The 18,892-nt window shown below is 40.9% G+C and carries 17 protein-coding genes; 4 read left to right on the top strand and 13 right to left on the bottom strand.

Annotation, left to right across the window (positions count from 1 at the left end):
- Positions 1-29 precede the first annotated feature (29 nt).
- The 6 genes from nadD to ACULLH_RS02790 all read right to left on the bottom strand — a co-directional run bounded on the left by nadD (position 30) and on the right by ACULLH_RS02790 (position 4,833).
- Complete coding sequence (nadD, locus tag ACULLH_RS02815; RefSeq protein WP_454087210.1) at positions 30-617, bottom strand: nicotinate (nicotinamide) nucleotide adenylyltransferase; 588 nt, start codon at positions 615-617, stop codon at positions 30-32.
- Positions 618-620: 3 nt separating this feature from the next.
- The gene (gmk, locus tag ACULLH_RS02810; protein WP_454087209.1) at positions 621-1,220 is read right to left on the bottom strand and encodes a guanylate kinase; all 600 of its coding nucleotides are present in this window, start codon (positions 1,218-1,220) and stop codon (positions 621-623) included.
- Positions 1,217-2,074: a YicC/YloC family endoribonuclease gene (locus ACULLH_RS02805; RefSeq protein ID WP_454087208.1), complete on the bottom strand. Its 858-nt coding sequence runs from the start codon at positions 2,072-2,074 to the stop codon at positions 1,217-1,219. The genes gmk and ACULLH_RS02805 overlap by 4 nt, the downstream gene beginning before the upstream one ends.
- Positions 2,075-2,159: 85 nt before the next feature.
- On the bottom strand, positions 2,160-2,909 hold the full coding sequence (locus ACULLH_RS02800; RefSeq protein ID WP_454087207.1) for a 3-keto-disaccharide hydrolase: 750 nt from the start codon (positions 2,907-2,909) through the stop codon (positions 2,160-2,162).
- Positions 2,910-3,659, bottom strand: coding sequence for a 3-keto-disaccharide hydrolase (locus ACULLH_RS02795; protein WP_454087206.1), 750 nt, complete (start codon positions 3,657-3,659; stop codon positions 2,910-2,912). It abuts the gene before it with no gap.
- A gap of 121 nt (positions 3,660-3,780) precedes the next feature.
- Positions 3,781-4,833 (bottom strand): sugar phosphate isomerase/epimerase family protein, encoded by a 1,053-nt coding sequence (locus tag ACULLH_RS02790; protein ID WP_454087205.1) that lies wholly within the window; start codon positions 4,831-4,833, stop codon positions 3,781-3,783.
- Positions 4,834-4,975: 142 nt separating this feature from the next.
- Here ACULLH_RS02790 and ACULLH_RS02785 point away from each other — a divergent pair, with 142 nt between their 5' ends.
- Both ACULLH_RS02785 and ACULLH_RS02780 read left to right on the top strand, forming a co-directional pair.
- Positions 4,976-6,679, top strand: coding sequence for a GMC oxidoreductase (locus ACULLH_RS02785; protein WP_454087204.1), 1,704 nt, complete (start codon positions 4,976-4,978; stop codon positions 6,677-6,679).
- 9 nt (positions 6,680-6,688) lie between these two features.
- Positions 6,689-7,153: an ASCH domain-containing protein gene (locus tag ACULLH_RS02780; RefSeq protein WP_454087203.1), complete on the top strand. Its 465-nt coding sequence runs from the start codon at positions 6,689-6,691 to the stop codon at positions 7,151-7,153.
- A 42-nt stretch (positions 7,154-7,195) separates the two neighbouring features.
- Here ACULLH_RS02780 and ACULLH_RS02775 read toward each other — a convergent pair whose 3' ends face one another.
- From ACULLH_RS02775 to ACULLH_RS02755, 5 genes are all read right to left on the bottom strand, one after another.
- Positions 7,196-8,332, bottom strand: a complete 1,137-nt coding sequence (locus tag ACULLH_RS02775; RefSeq protein WP_454087202.1) for a Gfo/Idh/MocA family protein — start codon at positions 8,330-8,332, stop codon at positions 7,196-7,198.
- Positions 8,333-8,350: 18 nt separating this feature from the next.
- Entirely contained in the window at positions 8,351-9,571 is a 1,221-nt protein-coding gene (locus ACULLH_RS02770) for an MFS transporter (RefSeq protein WP_454087201.1), read from the bottom strand.
- 22 nt (positions 9,572-9,593) lie between these two features.
- Complete coding sequence (locus ACULLH_RS02765; RefSeq protein ID WP_454087200.1) at positions 9,594-10,820, bottom strand: nucleoside permease; 1,227 nt, start codon at positions 10,818-10,820, stop codon at positions 9,594-9,596.
- An 11-nt stretch (positions 10,821-10,831) separates the two neighbouring features.
- Positions 10,832-11,200, bottom strand: coding sequence for a DinB family protein (locus ACULLH_RS02760; protein ID WP_454087199.1), 369 nt, complete (start codon positions 11,198-11,200; stop codon positions 10,832-10,834).
- A gap of 99 nt (positions 11,201-11,299) precedes the next feature.
- On the bottom strand, positions 11,300-12,286 hold the full coding sequence (locus ACULLH_RS02755; RefSeq protein WP_454087198.1) for a sugar phosphate isomerase/epimerase family protein: 987 nt from the start codon (positions 12,284-12,286) through the stop codon (positions 11,300-11,302).
- 144 nt (positions 12,287-12,430) lie between these two features.
- Here ACULLH_RS02755 and ACULLH_RS02750 point away from each other — a divergent pair, with 144 nt between their 5' ends.
- Together ACULLH_RS02750 and ACULLH_RS02745 are read left to right on the top strand one after the other, a co-directional pair.
- Positions 12,431-14,149: a GMC oxidoreductase gene (locus ACULLH_RS02750; RefSeq protein ID WP_454087197.1), complete on the top strand. Its 1,719-nt coding sequence runs from the start codon at positions 12,431-12,433 to the stop codon at positions 14,147-14,149.
- Positions 14,149-14,799 (top strand): gluconate 2-dehydrogenase subunit 3 family protein, encoded by a 651-nt coding sequence (locus ACULLH_RS02745; RefSeq protein WP_454087196.1) that lies wholly within the window; start codon positions 14,149-14,151, stop codon positions 14,797-14,799. Before ACULLH_RS02750 ends, ACULLH_RS02745 begins: the two co-directional genes overlap by 1 nt.
- A 180-nt stretch (positions 14,800-14,979) precedes the next feature.
- On the opposite strand, the gene ACULLH_RS02740 is transcribed toward ACULLH_RS02745, so the two are convergent.
- On the bottom strand, positions 14,980-17,457 hold the full coding sequence (locus tag ACULLH_RS02740) for a ribonucleoside-diphosphate reductase subunit alpha (RefSeq protein ID WP_454087195.1): 2,478 nt from the start codon (positions 17,455-17,457) through the stop codon (positions 14,980-14,982).
- Positions 17,458-17,593: 136 nt separating this feature from the next.
- Positions 17,594-18,580, bottom strand: coding sequence for a ribonucleotide-diphosphate reductase subunit beta (locus ACULLH_RS02735; RefSeq protein ID WP_454087194.1), 987 nt, complete (start codon positions 18,578-18,580; stop codon positions 17,594-17,596).
- Positions 18,581-18,892: the final 312 nt, after the last annotated feature.

The raw sequence follows: 18,892 nt of genomic DNA, 5'->3' as shown, positions 1-18,892 counted from the left end.
AAACGGCCCAGAGTTCTGGGTCGTTTTTTTTAGGTCCTGTAAAAATTCATCTCGTCCAAATACTTCCAAACCGATTCTGGTAGCAAGGGTCTAATGTTCTTGCCTTCTCCATGTTTTTTACGGATAAAAGTGGACGAGATTTCCATGATAGGGGCATCAACCTTGTTGATTTTTGGATTATCCTGAAACCGACGTTCTACTTTTCCATCCGAGACCCTAGGATATACATAAATGGAATAATTCTCCAGGATAACCTCATAGTTCTTCCATTTATGAAAGCTTTTTAAGTTGTCCTCCCCCATAATCAGCGCAAATTGATGTTCGCCTCCATATTCTTCTTCCAAATGCAGTAACGTGTTAATCGTGTAATTGGGCTGGGGCAGGTCAAATTCGATTCTACTGGGCTTTAGCTTAGGATAATCCTGTACCGCTTCAAATACCATTTGATATCTGTGGTGGTTATCTAAAAGCGATTGCTTCGTTTTAAAGGGACTTTGTGGGGTTATTATAAACCAAACCTCGTCAAGATCAGAAAACTCAACCATGTGGTTCGCAATCGCCAAGTGGCCAATGTGAATAGGGTTAAACGTCCCAAAGTAAAGCCCTACTTGTTTCATTAGTTATTCTTCTTCAGAATTTGAATCGGAAGCCCCCACAAATTCCGCTACCAATTGATGGGATTCCTTTAGGGCAACATCCAAATCGTAGTTTTTAATAATCTTGTCAAATTGAGGAGCTGTTGCCAGTTCAACCGACGCTTTGGCGACTCGCATGTTTATCTTGTCCTCACTCTCGGTGCTCCTTTTTTTAAGTCTGATCTTTAGCTCATCAACACTTGGGGGTTTAACGAATACGGCCAAGGTCTCCTCCGGAAACTTCTTTTTGATACGAAGGCCACCGACCACGTCAATGTCAAAAATAACATTCTTTCCTTCCGCCCAAAGTCGTTCCACTTCACTTTTCAAGGTTCCGTAGAAATTATCCCGGTATACCTCCTCCCACTCTAAAAAATCCCCATTCTTTATGTGCTTTTTAAACTCTGAAGTGGTTATAAAATAATAGTTGACACCATCTTTTTCTTTGCCTCTTCTCGGTCGCGAGGTCGCAGAAACCGAAAAAGCGAGATTCAACTCTGGTTGATCCAAAAGATATTTTACAATGGTGGTTTTACCGCTTCCTGAAGGAGCCGAAAAAACAATGAGCTTCCCCCCTTTTTTCATAATACATTAAGCATTTGCTCCTTTATTTTCTCCAACTCATCCTTCATTTGCACGACTAGCTGTTGCATAGGTGCATAATTTGCTTTGGAACCAATGGTATTGATTTCCCTTCCTATTTCTTGAGCTATGAATCCTAATTTTTTTCCGTTGGAATCGTCGGATTTCAGTGTGTTTTCAAAGTAATCCAAATGATTGGATAAACGAACCTTCTCTTCGGTGATGTCGTATTTTTCAAGATAGTAGATCAGCTCCTGCTCAAATCGGTTTGCATCAAGCTCCACTTTTAAATCGGCTACCGCTTTTTCCAATCGTTCGCGAACAGTATCCAGTCGCTCGGGATCCATCTTTCTCACCTCATCAAGAAGTTCATTCAGTTTTTTGACGCGACCGATGAAGTCTTTTTCCAAAACTTTGCCCTCCTCATTTCGAAAGATTGTGATTTCTGAAAGAGCCTTTTTCATCGCTTCTTTGATAGCGCCATACTCCGTTTCATCGATGTCTCCCTTCTCAGTTTTCATGGTATCGGGCATGCGCAATGCCAACTCAAGGAGTTTTAAATCATCTCCCTCGGTTATGTTCGCCAACTGCTGCATGTATTTTTTGACTACCCCTTGATTTACCTCTGCGGTGGTTTCCTCGCCAGTAATCTCAACATAAAGTCCAAAGTCCACTTTCCCCCTCACCAAAACATCAGCGATCATCTTTCGAAGTTCCAATTCCTTCTCTCGATAGAATTGTGGAATCCTGGCATTGATATCCAAGTTTTTGCTGTTCAGCGATTTGAGTTCGATGGTGATTTTTTTGGAGGGAAGCTGAATGATATGCTTCCCAAAACCGGTCATGGATTGAATCATATGGGATGATTAAATTTTGGCAAAGGTAACCAAAAATGGAGTTTGAGAGTCGAATTGAAAAGCCTAGAACTAAGTGCTGGTTTCCTTAATCCAATTCCCTTACCCAAATATTCCTGAAGCTGACCCTACTGTTATCCTGATGATCTTGCAACATTAAAGGTGCCTTACCATGAGCCTCATACTTAGGCCATCCGATGTACTCGATTGTGCCTTCAATTTCAAAATGATCCTGTATGAGGACCCCGTTATGCAATAGTGTGATTGTGGCAGGTTTTACAATATTTCCTCCCCTGCTAAACTCTGGTGCATGAAAAATGATATCATAGGAATTCCATTCGCCTGTTGGGGATGAGGCCATCGCCAAAGGCACCCCCTGCTTGTACAAAGATCCAACTTGACCGTTAACATATGTGTCATTGTCATTGTTGTCCAAAACTTGGACTTCATAACGTTGTTGCAAAAACACGCCACTATTCGCCCTATTCTGACCAGAACGTTGCACTTCCTTTGGAGATTTCCACTCTAAGTGAAGCTGGATGCTCCCAAAATTTTGCTTGGTCTGGATATTTCCTGTCTTATCCTTCACCGTCATGCTGCCATCCTTGTTCAAATGCCATTTGACCTCGGTACTATCGCTACTGCTTATCCAATTGTCGAAATGCTGTCCATCAAAAAGTACAATGGCATCACTTGGTGGCTCCCCGGGTTTGCCAGCAATCACCCGTGGTGGTACAGGTTTGTATATTTCAGTTGCTTCAGGGTTGGTTGGTTCTTTTTCTTGACTATAAGCTAGGGCACTTACACTCAGTAGTGCTAGAAACAGTTTTTTGGACATTTAAAGTTCTTTGATTTTAATATTACGGTAGGCTACCATATCTCTATGGTCCTGTAATCCTATCTTTCCAGTTTTATACGCTCCAAAACCTTCCCATCCAGCGAACTTGGATTTGGAAACCATTTCGTTCCATTGGGGACCATGTACGGGAAATTCAACTATTTTCTCACCGTTTAACGACACATGCCCTTGGTTGGTATCATGATTTATGCTCAATTCGACATGGTTCCATTCACCGGCAGGGTTGACTACCTTCTTTGAAGGAGCTATCATATCATATAGTGCCCCGGCCTGATGTGTAGTCCCATTTTTTGCGTCAGGGTGATTTTCATCATCCAAAACCTGGATTTCAGGACCGGTCAAATAGGGTTGGCCATATTCACTCCCTTCATAAACTCCCCAAAAAATACCGCTGTTACCACCTTCGGACACCTTCCATTCCAAGGAAAGTACAAAATTTGTAAACTCCTTATCCGTGACTATGTTATAGTATTCTCCTTTAGCTCTGTCCTTGGGTGGATAAAACACCATTGCACCGTCTTCCAACTTCCAGGGTTCATCTATTTCCCCGGCATTGTACAAATGCCACCCATTAAAAGAATTCCCATCGAACAAGGTAACCCAACCATCGTCCTGTTTATCTGTTTGTGCTTCCACCTCCTGAATCATTTCTTCTTTTGGCTCTTCTTTCGGTTTGTCCTTACAAGCGAAGGCTGCAGCTAAAGCTGCAAATAGTACTAGCTTTTTCATCTGTTTAAATTTTTATGGTTGTTGAAAATGGAGAAATCAAAAATTCCACATATTCGGTAAATCGCAAAAAAAGCCATTCAATTCCCGTAGTCGGCAAGGATGACCTTTATTTGCGCTCATTTCATAATCCCAATATTTTTTTGAGTTTTTCAGAATCCGTTGCTGAACCTGCAAAATCATCAAAGGTTTTGGTAGTAGCTTCAATAATGTGATCTTGAATAAATTTAGCACCTTCCCTTGCTCCTTGTTCCGGACTTTTAATGCAACATTCCCATTCCATTACCGCCCAAACATCACAGCCATACTGTGTTAATTTGGAGAAAATGGTCTTAAAATCTATCTGTCCATCCCCAAGTGAGCGATAACGCCCTGCACGGTCACCCCAATCATTATATCCTCCAAACGCACCCTTTTTACCTGTCGGGTTGAACTCAGAATCTTTTACATGGAACGACTTTATAAACTCGTGGTAATGGTCTATATAAGTAATATAATCCAGTTGCTGCAGCACAAAATGGCTTGGATCATATAAAATATTTACTCTTTTGTGGTTGCCCGTTGCTTCCAAAAAGCGTTCAAAAGTATCACCATCATGTAAATCCTCACCGGGATGGATTTCATAACAAACATCAACACCTTCCTTATCAAAATGATTTAGGATCGGCATCCATCTTTTGGCCAACTCCTCAAATCCCATTTCAACCAATCCAGGAGGTCTTTGTGGCCAAGGGTGCGCAGTATGCCAAAGCAAAGACCCAGAAAATGTAGCGTGCGCATTTATTCCCAATCTTCTACTCGCAGTAGCTGCTTTTTTTACAGTCTCAATAGCCCACTCGGTGCGTGCTTTGGGATTGTTCTTCACAGCATCCGGCGCAAAATTGTCGAACATAATGTCATATGCTGGATGCACGGCTACCAACTGCCCTTGTAAATGGGTGGAAAGCTCAGTAATCTCCAAACCATAGGAATTGATTTTTCCCTTTAACTCATCACAGTAATCCTGACTCTCTGCAGCTTTATCCAAATCTATTAGGAACGATTCCCAGGTCGGGATCTGGATTCCTTTATATCCCAATCCGGATGCCCATTCGCATAATCCATCCAACGAATTGAATGGAGCTTTGCTATCTATAAATTGAGCAAGAAATACTGCTGGTCCTTTAATTGTCTTCATTTAAATCAATTTTTTAGCATTGATAAATCCTTAAGGTTTTAGGATTTATCGCCTATATTTAAGAAAAATATTAAGATGTTTTCAATTTCCCACTGGGAAGACATAAATATAGCGATTCACCAACAATTAAAACAGCACAATAATGAATGAAAATGTTGTTTATGATGCTATTGTAGTTGGGACTGGGATAACGGGTGGTTGGGCCGCTAAGGAGTTATGTGAAAACGGGTTAAAAACCTTGGTTCTGGAACGAGGTCCTATGGTCAAGCATGTTGAAGATTATAAAACCATGAACGACGACCCATGGGACTATCCCTTGAAGGGTGAATTATCAGGAACCGAAAAAGAAAAATATCTAAAACAACTGCGCGTCGGATGGGCCCCTCGTGAAGATGTCAAACATTTTTTTGTAAACGATCTGGAACATCCATATCAGGAAACCAAGCGGTTTGACTGGATACGGGGTTATCAGGTCGGCGGTCGATCACTTACATGGGGTCGGCAGAGTTACCGTTGGAGTGACATTGATTTCGAAGCCAATAAAAAAGAAGGTATTGCCGTTGATTGGCCTGTTCGCTATAAAGATATTGCCCCTTGGTATGACAAAGTTGAATCATACATAGGTGTCAGTGGTCAAAAATTGGGGTTGAAGCAGCTCCCTGATGGGCAATTTTTACCTCCAATGGAGTTGAATTGTGTTGAAAAGGATTTACAGCAATCCTTAAGCTCCCATTTTGAGGACGGACGGCTTTTGACCATAGGAAGGGCTGCACATATCACAAAAAACACTACAGATTTTATAGGCCGTGGGCCATGTCAATATAGAAATCGATGCTGGCGAGGATGTCCTTTTGGCGGTTATTTTAGTAGCAACTCGTCCACGCTACCCGCAGCAGAACGAACGGGCAATATGACGCTGCGTCCGAACTCCATTGTTTACGAGGTCGCCTATGATGATACCCAAAATAAGGCAACTGGAGTAAAAATCATTGATGCAGAGACCCATGAGGAAATAGAATTTAAATCAAAAATTATATTCTTGTGTGCATCGGCCATGGCTTCTGTTGGAATCTTGTTGCAATCCAAATCGAAAACGTTCCCAAATGGTCTGGGGAATAATTACGATGAGGTAGGAAGAAACATAATGGATCATCATTATCAGTTAGGAGCTTCTGCCCAAGTAGATGGACATCTGGACAAATACTATAAAGGAAGGAGACCCAATGGATTTTACATTCCCCGGTTTGTGAACCTCGGTGAAAAAACAAAACGTTCTGGTTTTTTACGTGGTTTTGGATATCAAGGAGGCGCAGGTAGATCCAATTGGTCCGAGATGGTGGCGGAATTGGGTTATGGAAAAGCGCTCAAGGAAGCCATTTTGAAACCGGGTGGTTGGGAAATTGGAATGACCGGTTTTGGTGAAATGCTGCCCTACCATGACAATCGTGTTACCCTAAGCAATGACAAAAAAGACCAATGGGGCATTCCTCAGTTGGATTTTGACGTAGAGTTCAAGGAAAACGAATACAATATGCGCGAGACCATTAAGGAAGAAGCGGTTGCCATTTTAAAAGCTGCAGGTTTTAAAAACGTGAATGCATACGATAGGGAAACAGGACCCGGATTAGGCATACATGAAATGGGAGGCGCACGCATGGGCCATAATTCAAAAACTTCAGTATTGAACAAACATAATCAAGTGCATGACGCACCCAATGTTTACGTGACCGATGGGGCCTTTATGACCTCCGCAAGTTGTGTGAACCCGTCACTGACCTATATGGCCTTTACGGCTAGAGCAGCCAATCATGCGATTAATCAATTTAAACAACATAAATTTTCTTAAATACCTACTATGGAAAATGCTTCAGCACGAAATCTATGGGGCGATTTTTTAGATGCCCATCTCGAATTTGCTTCGGAAGATGCACCTAAGGTGATTCACTTCTGTGATAATGAAAAAGACGCAGATACTTGTGTCAATTTGGTATGCAAAGATGTTAAACGTGCCACTTCGCATTCTTTGTTAGGCATCCAGAGCCGTAAGGAACCGATGCCAAAAATCGGAGATTTTGCAGTGGTCACGGATTGGTCCGGAAAAGCAAAATGCGTCATTCGGACAACCTCGGTAAAACTGGTACCCTATTTCGCTGTCAATTCCGAACATGCGCGCTTGGAGGGCGAAGGTGATAAAAGTTTGGAATATTGGCAAAAGACCCATTGGGACTATTATACCCGAGAGCTTTCAGAATTCAATAAGATTCCGAGAGAAAGTATGATTGTGGTCTTTGAGGAGTTTGAAAAGGTCTTTCAAAGATAATGGCCGCAAAAAGCGGCCATCAATTCTTTCTGTTTAGAATCCTTATTCCAGGTCAATCCAAACATTCCCCTGCTTGTGGGAAGCAACTGTACTTTCAATAAAGTTCATTCCCCTTACCCCATCTTGCATGGTTGGGAACTCACCATCATTATATGCCTCTCCACGGATAGCCCTGGCTGCTCCTAGGTAAATATTGGCCATGGAATCGAAAATTCCTTCTGGATGCCCAGCAGGTATCTTGGAGGCATTTAACGAAAGTTCAGAATTGTATGCATGTCCTGGTTTATATACCTGTAATGGTTCTGTGTCACTCATTTTATACAGGAAATTAGGTTTTTCCTGCTCCCATCTGAAAGCACCTTTCTCTCCATAAATCGCTATGGCCAATCCATTCTCCTCGCCAGTGGCAACCTGACTCGCCCGGACAACACCTTTTACATGTTTATCCATTCGAACCAACACAGTCCCGTCCACATCCATTAGGTTATCATCATACAGATAGTTGAAGTCACACAACACTGACTTGATCTTCAATCCTGTGGTATATTCGATCAAATTGGATGCATGCACTCCAATATCCCCGATACAGGAGCTTATTCCGGCCTTTTTGGGGTCCAATCGCCAAACCGATGAGCGTTTTTCCTTATCATGGATCACAGTATTGATCCAACCTTGGTAATATCTGGCATCCACCTTATGGATTTTTCCCAACACCCCTGCTTTGATCATTTCCCTCATTTGCCGTACCATCGGGTAGCCAGTATAAGTGTGGGTAAGAACAAATACTTTTCCAGACTTTTCGTGTACTTCCTGGAGTGTTTTGGCTTCCTCATAGTTCATGGTCATTGGCTTCTCACAAATGACATGAAACCCGTTCTCCAATAGCTTTTTGGCCATTGGGAAGTGCAAAAAGTTCGGCGTCAAAACAGAGCAGACCTGAATGCGCTCATCTTCCGGAAGTTTTAATTCTTCCTCGATCAAGGTGTCAAAATCCCTATAAATTCTATTGGTCGGAACATCAATCTCTTTGGCAAATGCAAGATTCTGTTCAAAATCAGGATTGAATACTGCTCCAACTATTTCGTAATTATCATTAATAAACGAGGCTACTCTGTGCAACACCCCAATGAGGGAATCTCCTCCTCCTCCAATAATTCCAAGTTTAATTTTTTTTGGCATTGATATTATATTTATGATTTAGTGTTCTTGTTTCAATCTTTGTTCTTCCAGTTTTTTACGCATTAGAAACAATATTCCGAAAAGTCCAATCAGGATGACAGGAAGCCACATTATATTTCCTAGGGTTGCCTGCCCAGCAACTAGATCTGCCGCTTCAGCAGATACTCCTGATTCCAAAGCTTGGGTTCTTTGATCATCTAACATCTGCCCAATTTTTGGCAAGGATATTCCCGTGATCAACATTCCGAATCCTCCAATTATTGACATCCCCAATGCTCCGGTTTTATAATTGTACTCACTTACGAATCCTATCATCGTTGGCCAGAAGTACATGACTCCCACTGAAAATAAAATGGCGGCTACATAAACCATTGCACCTGTTGCGCTGGATAGCAAAAACAAGGCAAGGGAAGCAATGATAGCAGATCCGAATAGTACCCCAATAGGATTGAACTTGTGGACAATTGGCCCGGCAAAATACCTTCCTACCGCCATCAATCCAGTTACAATTGCCAAAATAATAAGAGGTGGAGCACCCGCTTGTCCCAGGAGTCTTTCAATAAATTGTCCTGTACCCAACTCGGTGGTTGCCGTCAATCCCATGCAGATAAGCATAAAAATAAACAAGGGGGTAAACATGGATTTTACATTCCGACCTATGTTGGCTTCGATATTTTCAGCCTTTGGAAACTTCTGCCCTAGAATGAGGTAGCCATAGATCAATGTAGGAACAATCATTATGGCTATTTGGATTTGCCATGATAGACCCATATTACCCATAAGCTCTCCTAGCAAGGCTCCAATTACGATACCTCCAGGAAACCAAACGTGGAACTTGTTCAGCATGGTAGTTCTGTTGGTAGTATACATATCGGCAATAAGCGGATTACAAGCTGCTTCTACCGCTCCATTGGCTAACCCAATAAAGAAGGTTGATACGAGTAGCGGTATAAAACTTTTCGACGTTATTGTCAGTATTAATCCCAGTAAGTGACATATGAACGCAACCCAAAGGATGGGTTTGGGACCAATTTTTGGGTAGATAAGCCCTCCTATGATCATGGATACTGGAAAGCCATAAAATGCCATGGAATTCATCCATCCCAATTGGGTGTCATTGAAGCCAAATTCAACGTTTAGCTCCCCCATGATTCCAGCCCTAAGGGCAAATGTCATGGCAGTTACGATTAGTGATACACATGAGGCTAGGAAAAGCCTATTCTTGTTAATGTTGTCCATTATTAATTTATTTGGTTGTTATTTAAGATTTGTATTCCACTTTTTCTTTTTTAAAGAACAGAGCGAAAAGTAGGAAGACAACTAGGGCAAAAATTGCAGGAATTATCCATACACTGCCCCAATCATGAGCGTTTTCTGAAATCAGATACATGTCGGTTATCTTTCCAGCTACCCAAAAGCCAATTAGCATCCCTACTCCATAGGTCGCCAGGGTAATCAATCCTTGTGCCGCACTTTTATACTTTTCTCCAGCTTTTGAATCCGTATAGATTTGACCAGATACAAAGAAAAAGTCGTAGCAGATACCATGCAATGCAATTCCTACCAACAGCATGAAAGCCATTTCCCCGGCGTTACCATAAGCAAACAACAGGTACCTAATTGTCCATGCCAGCATTCCGGCCAATATGGTTTTTTTAAATCCAAACTTTTTGAAAAAATACGGAAGCAACAGCATAAAAAGTACCTCTGAAGCCTGTCCAATGGTCATTTTTCCAGCAGGGTTTGAAACGCCAATTTCACCTAAAAATTGACCCGCATGTTGATAATAAAAAGCCAGCGGAATGCATATCAAAACAGAAGCCAAAAAGAAGATTAAAAAGTTACGGTCCTTCAAAAGCTTAAGTGCTTCCAATCCCAAAATATCGGAAAGCGTAATTTTTTCACCCTTTGCAACCTGCGGGGGAGTCTTAGGTAGCGTAAAACTGAAAAGACCTAGAACAGCCGAAGCTACGGATACCATCAAAAATGTATTTCTCAAAAGTCCTTCTTGCACGCCTGCTTCACTATCCCATCCCACAAAACTAATAGTGAGTCCTGCGATAATCCATCCTATGGTACCAAAAACCCTGACAAATGAAAATTCCTTGGCTGGATCGGTCATTTGGTTAAATGAAACAGAATTCACCAAGGCCAAAGTTGGCATATAGATGATCATATATCCCAAAACATAGGGATAGAAAATACCAAAATCGGTAGCATTTGCCATTTGGTACATTAAAAAGGCACCAACCAAATGCAAGATTCCCAAAATACGTTCAGCATTAAAAAACCGATCGGCAATCAACCCAATAATAAAAGGTGCTATTATAGCTCCCCATGATTGTGTTGAATAAGCTAACGCTATTTCACCACCACTGGCCTTAAGGGTGTTGGGCAAATAAATCCCTAAGGTCACAAACCAACCGCCCCATATGAAAAACTCTAAAAACATCATTAACGACAGCTGGAACTTAACTTTTGAAATCATGAAAGGGGGGTTTATCTTTTATAAAAAATGTAGTCTAAAGGTTCTGGTTCGATTCCATTGGATCTATTGTCCATTAAAATCTGTCCTCTATGATGGGTTGAATGGTTAATAATGTGAAAAAGTATATCCTTAAGTTCGTTGGCAAACATCCGCCCCTCGCTATTCTCATAATCTATTCTTTGACTGAAGTCATCTGCATTTGTGATAATCTCAAAGGTGGTTCGCTGGTTCTCATAATGAATATCGCCCCAACTTTCAACCGGATGTTCTTGCCAAACACCAAATTCTGCAGGTTTCCCAACAATTCGATGGTTCCAAATATGGTGGGCATTCAATATGTGTCCAAAAAGTTTGACACACTTTTGAGGAACCTTTTCCATACTCGAACATTGCTCAATGAGCTTTTTGTTACAATAAAAATTGTAATCAAATAGTTGGTTAAATAATGCCTGCATATAATGAACTTAAGAAAGCCGAGTCTATACTTGCTTCCCGGCCTTAATCAGCAAATCTCTTGTTGCTATAATACCTTCTTCCTCACCTTTACCACTTCCTTCATATTCAACACCGATATATCCAGTATATCCGGCGTCCTTTACAATCTTTAACATTTTTACATAATCCGAATGGATTTCATTGCCTTCCTCATCAAAATCGTGTGATTTAGCACTTACTGCCTTCGCATAGGGCATTAACTCTTTCATCCCCTTATAGCGGTCATACCAGTCGTCGCAAGCAGGCCATTCTGCCCATTTCATACAGAAGTTTCCAAAATCAGGAAGTGTTCCGCAATTATCCATATTTACTTGCTTCATTACATTGGCTAACATTTCGCCATTTGAAGAAAACCCACCATGGTTTTCAACCGTAATGTTGATATTTTTCGGTTTGGCATAGGTAGCCAATTGTGTTAGACCATCAATCGAAGCACTTGTCCATTCTTCAGCATCATCCGCTCCGCTTAAATTCACCCTAATGGTATGGCATCCCATGGCCGCAGCTGCATCTACCCATTTATGATGGTTTTCCACAGCTTTTTTACGTTCTTCGGCATCAGGTGTCGCTAAGTCTCCCTGACCATCGATCATAATAAGTAAATTTTTCATGCCGTGCTTTTCAGCCTCTGCATTACTCTTGTCAACAAATGCCTTCATTGCAGCTTCGGAAAAATTGTCCTTTTCCAATTCTGGATAATAAAGTCCGCTTACATATTCCAGTCCGGTGAATCCCCAAGCCTTTGCCCTTTCTGCAAAAGTATACGGGTCAACACCCTCATTTCTTATCATCCTATGCATGGACCATTGCGCTAACGACAATTTAAAAAATGGAGCCATAGTCTCTTCTTCAGAAACCTCTACAACTTCTTTTTCTGGTTCTTTTTTTGCTTGTTTACAAGCATACCCACCTAATGCGGTAATGGCTAAACCAACCTTTGCAGAATTGGCTACAAATTTTCTTCTTTTCATGATTGTTTATTTCGTAATGCTGATTATTAAAAGATTAGGATTTACTACAACGTTATAGTGTTAATTTCCCAATAAACAAGGGGTTTAAATGTAGAAAATTAATTTAATATTTAATACATTTAGAAAATAAACAATCAATAATAAATGAGCAAATTCTATTACAACGAAGAACAGGAATCGTATGATGCAATTGTTGTCGGAACAGGCATCAGCGGTGGTTGGGCTGCCAAGGAACTTTGTGAACATGGGCTGAAGACTTTGGTGCTCGAGCGTGGTCCGATGGTCAAGCACCGGGAAGACTACCCCACAGCAAATATGGATCCCTGGGACTTCCCGAACAATGGACAACCTACCCAAGAAGACCTAAAAAAACAAGAAAAACAAAACCGAACCGGCTATACGACCAAAGCGGCATCCAAACATTGGTTTGTTAACGATTTAGAACATCCTTACAATGAAACCAAGCGTTTTGATTGGATGCGAGGTTATCATGTAGGTGGTCGTTCCATTATGTGGGGACGTCACAGTTACCGTTGGAGCGATATTGATTTTGAAGCCAACAAAAATGATGGTATCGCTGTTGATTGGCCCGTTCGTTACAAAGATATTGCACCTTGGTACGATAAGGTGGAATCCTATATTGGGGTTGCCGGAGAACTTTTGGGCCTTCCACAACTTCCCGATGGACAGTTTGAGCCCATGATGGAGCTCAACTGTGTGGAACAACATGTGCGGGACAAAGTTTCGGAACACTTCGATGGACGCGTAATCACCGCAGGGCGAGTGGCGCATATCAATAGTGACAAAAAGTTCGAAGGTGATGGAAGAGTTCGTTGCCAATATAGAAACCGTTGTATTAGAGGTTGTCCTTTTGGAGCTTATTTTAGCAGTGTTTCCTCTACCTTACCTGCTGCAGAGCGCACTGGTAACATGACCCTAAGACCTGATTCCATTGTTCATGAGGTTATTTATGATGCAGATACGAAAAAGGCTTCAGGAGTTAAAATCATTGACCGTGTTACCAAAGAGGAGCAAGTGTTCAAAGCCAAAGTGATTTTCCTATGTGCTTCTGCCATTGCGTCCACTTCCATACTGATGCAGTCCAAATCCGATCGTTTCCCTAACGGTCTTGGAAATGATTCCGATCAGTTGGGAAGAAACATCATGGATCACCATTTGCGTGTGGGGGCTTCAGGAAAATTCGATGGTTTTGAGGACAAGTATTATAAAGGAAGAAAGCCCAACGGGATTTACATTCCAAGGTTCAGAAACCTCGGCGGCAGTTCCAACACCGATAAATTCTTAAGAGGATATGGCTACCAAGGAGGTGCACAAAGAGGCAATTGGGAAGATATTATTGCTGAAGTATCCCACGGTAAAGAACTTAAAGATGCCATTTTGAAGCCAGGAGGTTGGACTTTTGGAATGGGCGGATTTGGAGAAATTCTTCCCTATGAGGACAATAGAATGACCCTTGATTATGACAAAAAGGACCAATGGGGACTTCCAACGGTTACCTTCGATGCCGAACTCAAGGATAATGAGTTGAAAATGCGGGAAGACATGTTAAGCCAAGCTGTGGAGATGTTGGAGAAAGCCGGTTTGCGGGATATCGAATCTTTTGATGACCCAGGTGCAATTGGTTTGGGAATCCACGAAATGGGAACTGCAAGGATGGGTAGAGACCCTAAAACTTCGGTACTGAATGGATATAATCAAGTACATGCATGTAAAAATGTATATGTTACCGATGGATCTTTTATGACTTCTGCAGCATGCGTCAATCCATCTTTAACTTACATGGCATTTACTGCAAGGGCGGCAAACCATGCGGCCCAAGAACTTAAAAAAGGAAATATATAATGGAAAGAAGAGCAGCACTTAAAAATATGGGGATGGTTTTCGGTTATGCCGCTGCTACCCCAACCTTACTAAGCATAGTCCAAAGTTGTCAAACCAAAAAGGCATTGGATTGGACACCGAGTTTCTTCAGCAAGGAGCAAGGCTCCGTTGTTCATTCGTTAGTTGACATCCTTTTACCAAAAACGGATACTCCTTCGGCAAGTGAACTCAACGTGCACATGTTCCTTGATCAATTTGCCCATGAGGTACTGCCAGAAGAGCAACAAGGTTTGATGAAATTGACCATGGAAAAATTCACCAATAAAGTTTTAACCGGCTCTGGTAAAGAAAGCTTGGAAGATGTTGATGCCGAAGATCTAGAACCTGTATTCGCGACTTATTTGAAGAAAAGGACACCTGAACAAGAAGAGGAACATGAGAAAATCATGGAAGCCTATTTTGTAGCTATGGAAAGTGGTGAAACCGCTGAACTTGATGATGAAGTAGCCTGCTTTACGTTCGCCAACAGTGTTAGGGGAACCGCTATTTGGGCCTATAAATCGTCTGAGTATATTGGAGAAGAGGTATTGGCTTATTTACCCATACCGGGCGAGTATATTGGCTGTGGCGATGTTGATGAGTTAACCCAAGGCAGAGCTTGGTCTCTATAGTTTTTAAAACATTAAAATAAAAAACCCCATTGCATGCAATGGGGTTTTTTATTTGGGTTAAAATTCCGTAGCTAATCTAATTTACAGGTACGTCCATTTTTATTGATAAATGAAAACACCTTGGTTCGGCCCGATGTGGGGTGAGCTTTCTCAAGGTGCTTTATCAAATAAACACTATCACTATGATCCGCACATTAAGCAATCATCATCCGCTTGGCCTTCTTTGGCCCGTGCGATCATCTCTTTCATTTCTTCAGGAGTCATCGGCTGTATATCCACCTCTTGTTGACTTACCGATGTGGCTTCCACCTTTAGTTCTTCAGCAGCTTTTGGTGTCGCCGCCACAACTTCCGCTTCCGCTGCTACGCTAATGGGAACTTCTTTCTTCTTGGTATTGTCCAAAGTGAATTTTATGGCATCCACAGCCGCCTTGGTTCTTAGGTAATACATTCCTGTTTTAAGTCCGCTCTTCCATGCATAAAAGTGCATAGAGGTTAATTTGGAATAATTTGCATTTTCCATGAACAAGTTCAAAGATTGGCTCTGATCAATGAAATATCCTCTTTGTCTGCTCATATCAATGATATCTTTCATGCTAAGCTCCCAAACCGTCTTGTACAGATCTCTAATGTCTTGAGGAATAGTTTCTATATGTTGAATAGATCCGTTGGCTCGCATCAATTCCTGCTTCATGTTTTCGTTCCAAAGGCCTAAACTTACCAAGTCTTCTAGCAGGTGCTTATTTACCACAATAAATTCGCCTGAAAGCACTCGACGAGTGTAAATATTAGAGGTATACGGCTCAAAACATTCATTATTCCCAAGTATCTGAGAAGTAGATGCTGTTGGCATTGGTGCCACTAGCAAAGAGTTGCGAACACCGTTTTTCTTTACTTCTTTTCTCAATTTAGCCCAATCCCAACGTCCAGAAAGTTCTTCGTCCTTAATGCCCCAAAGGTTGTGCTGAAACTCTCCCTGTTCAATAGGAGAGCCTTTATAAGATGAGTATGGCCCTTCTTCTTTTGCTTGCTCCATAGAAGCGGTTACTGCCGCAAAATATAGGGTTTCAAATATCTCTTGATTTAGTTTTTTGGCTTCATCACTTGTAAATGGCAAACGCAACATGATAAAAGCATCAGCTAAGCCCTGCACTCCAAGACCAATGGGTCTATGACGCATATTAGAATTTTCAGCTTCTTTAACTGGGTAGTAGTTTCTATCTATTACTTTATTCAAATTTTTGGTCACTCTTTTTGTAACCTTAAAGAGTTCTTTATGATCAAACTCCCCATTTTTTATAAACATAGGCAGTGCGATGGACGCTAAATTACATACGGCCACCTCATCTGGAGAGGTATACTCCAAAATCTCGGTACATAAGTTAGATGAACGGATAGTTCCTAAGTTCTTCTGGTTGCTTTTACGGTTCGCAGCATCTTTGTACAACATATAAGGTGTTCCCGTTTCAATCTGAGATTCTAATATTTTTTCCCAAAGTTCGCGAGCTCTTACCGTTTTACGACCTTTACCTTCAGCTTCGTATTTTAAGTATAACTTTTCAAACTCTTCACTATGATTTGTGAAAAGCCCTGGACATTCATTAGGACACATTAATGTCCATTCCTCATTTGCTTCTACTCTTTTCATGAAAAGGTCTGAGATCCACATGGCGTAGAATAAATCCCGTGCGCGCATTTCTTCTTTCCCATGATTCTTTTTCAAATCCAAGAATTCATAGATATCGGCATGCCATGGCTCCATATAGATTGCGAAACTTCCTTTGCGCTTTCCACCACCTTGATCCACATATCTGGCCGTATCATTAAATACCTGAAGCATTGGAACTATTCCGTTAGAAGTTCCATTGGTGCCCGCTATATATGATCCTGTAGCTCTCACATTGTGGATGGAAAGACCTATACCTCCCGCTGATTGTGAAATTTTTGCTGTTTGCTTCAATGTATCGTAAATACCATCAATGCTATCATCTTTCATTGCCAATAGGAAGCAAGAGGACATTTGCGGTTTAGGTGTACCGGAATTGAACAAGGTAGGTGTTGCATGAGTAAAGTACTTTTTAGACATCAACTCATACGTTTCAATCGCAGCATCTAAATCGTTTAAATGAATCCCAACAGCAACACGCATCAACATATGTTGTGGACGTTCTGCTATATTTCCGTTCAATTTTAATAAGTAAGAACGTTCCAAAGTTTTAAAACCGAAATAATCGTAGCCAAAATCGCGGTTATAAATAATGGTAGAATCCAATTTTTCAGCGTTCTCTTCGATTACCTTGTAGACTTCATCTGATAGTAGAGGTGCTTTTTTACCAGTTCTTGGATTAACGTACTCATACAAATCCTTCATGGTCTCCGAGAAGGATTTTTTAGTGTTTTTGTGTAAGTTGGAAACTGAGATACGAGCCGCTAATTTTGCATAATCAGGATGCGTAGTCGTCATGGTGGCGGCAATCTCAGCTGCCAAATTATCCAATTCGGATGTGGTAACACCATCATAAAGTCCTTCTATGACCCGCATAGCAACTTTTAGTGGGTCTACCAATCCGTTTAGACCATAACACAATTTTCTTACTCTGGCCGTGATCTTATCGAACATGATCAGCTCTTTTCTTCCGTCTCTTTTTACTACATACATGTGGCTACAATTATTTAAATGATACGTTTGTTGGTTTTACCAGCATACATTTTAATTGCGTTGGAAAACTCCAGCGCATTTTAGGTTAAGGTCGTTAAAACACCAGGGGCCGGTGTTTTCTTAAAGGTTGGTCAATCTAAAAATCGGCGTCGAAACTGATTTTTTGTGCGTCTTCGTCTTTTTCTTTGTTCAGCACTCCCGCTTTTTGATATTCAGATACACGCTTCTCAAAGAAATTGGTTTTACCCTGAAGTGAAATCATATCCATGAAATCAAATGGGTTAGTGGCATTGTACACTTTTTCACATTCTAACTCCACAAGTAACCTATCAGTTACAAACTCTAGGTACTGCGTCATTAGTTTTGAGTTCATTCCAATAAGACTTGCAGGAAGTGACTCAGTAATAAACTCTCTTTCAATATCAAGAGCGTTGGTCAAAATTTGTGTTATTCGCTCTTTAGGCACTTTGTTGACCAGGTGTTTGTTGTGCAAATGAACTGCATAATCACAGTGCATTCCTTCATCTCTAGAAATTAACTCGTTAGAAAAAGTAAGTCCAGGCATTAAACCTCTTTTCTTTAGCCAGAATATGGAACAAAAAGCACCTGAAAAGAAAATCCCTTCAACTGCGGCAAAAGCAATTAACCTTTCTGCAAAACTTGGAGAATCAATCCAGTTTAATGCCCAATCGGCCTTCTTTTTGATTGCAGGGAAGTTTTCTATAGCTTTAAAAAGAATATTTTTCTCCTTCTCATCTTTCACATAGGTATCTATCAGTAAGGAATAGGTTTCTGAATGAATATTCTCCATCATTATTTGAAACCCATAGAAAAATTTGGCCTCAGGGTACTGAACTTCACTAACAAAATTTTCTGCCAAATTCTCGTTTACAATACCGTCGGATGCAGCAAAGAATGCAAGTATGTGTTTTATAAAATACCGTTCATCATCATTCAATTTATTGTTCCAGTCCGTTAAATCCTCATGAAGATCTATTTCCTCTGCCGTCCAAAAACAAGCTTCGCATTTCTTGTACCATTCCCAAAGATCATTATGTTGAATTGGAAATATTACAAATCTATCTTCATTTTCTTCTAATATGGGCTCGACGGCTACTGACATAATAATTAGTTACAAAATTTATAATTTGGAAAGAAAATTTCCTTGTGAATAGGGCTAACAAAGATTCAAAAATGTAACCAGATTGTAAAGTTCGTTTTGCTAAAACAAGTGTAAAGTTTTTAACACAACATGTTGAAATCTAGGCTGGCAACCCATGTTACTTGGGCTGATAAAATTTATTGGAAATGAAAACTTTTTTTGGAAATATTAGGGCACAAAAAAAGACCAAGGAGTATAAAAACTTACATCCCTTGGTCTTAATCTATTTATGGAAATTACACTAAAAGCCTTTCCAAACTTCACTACCAAACA

The sequence above is a fragment of the Flagellimonas sp. 2504JD4-2 genome, from assembly GCF_053642935.1.
This window is presented reverse-complemented; position numbering and strand designations above follow the sequence as displayed.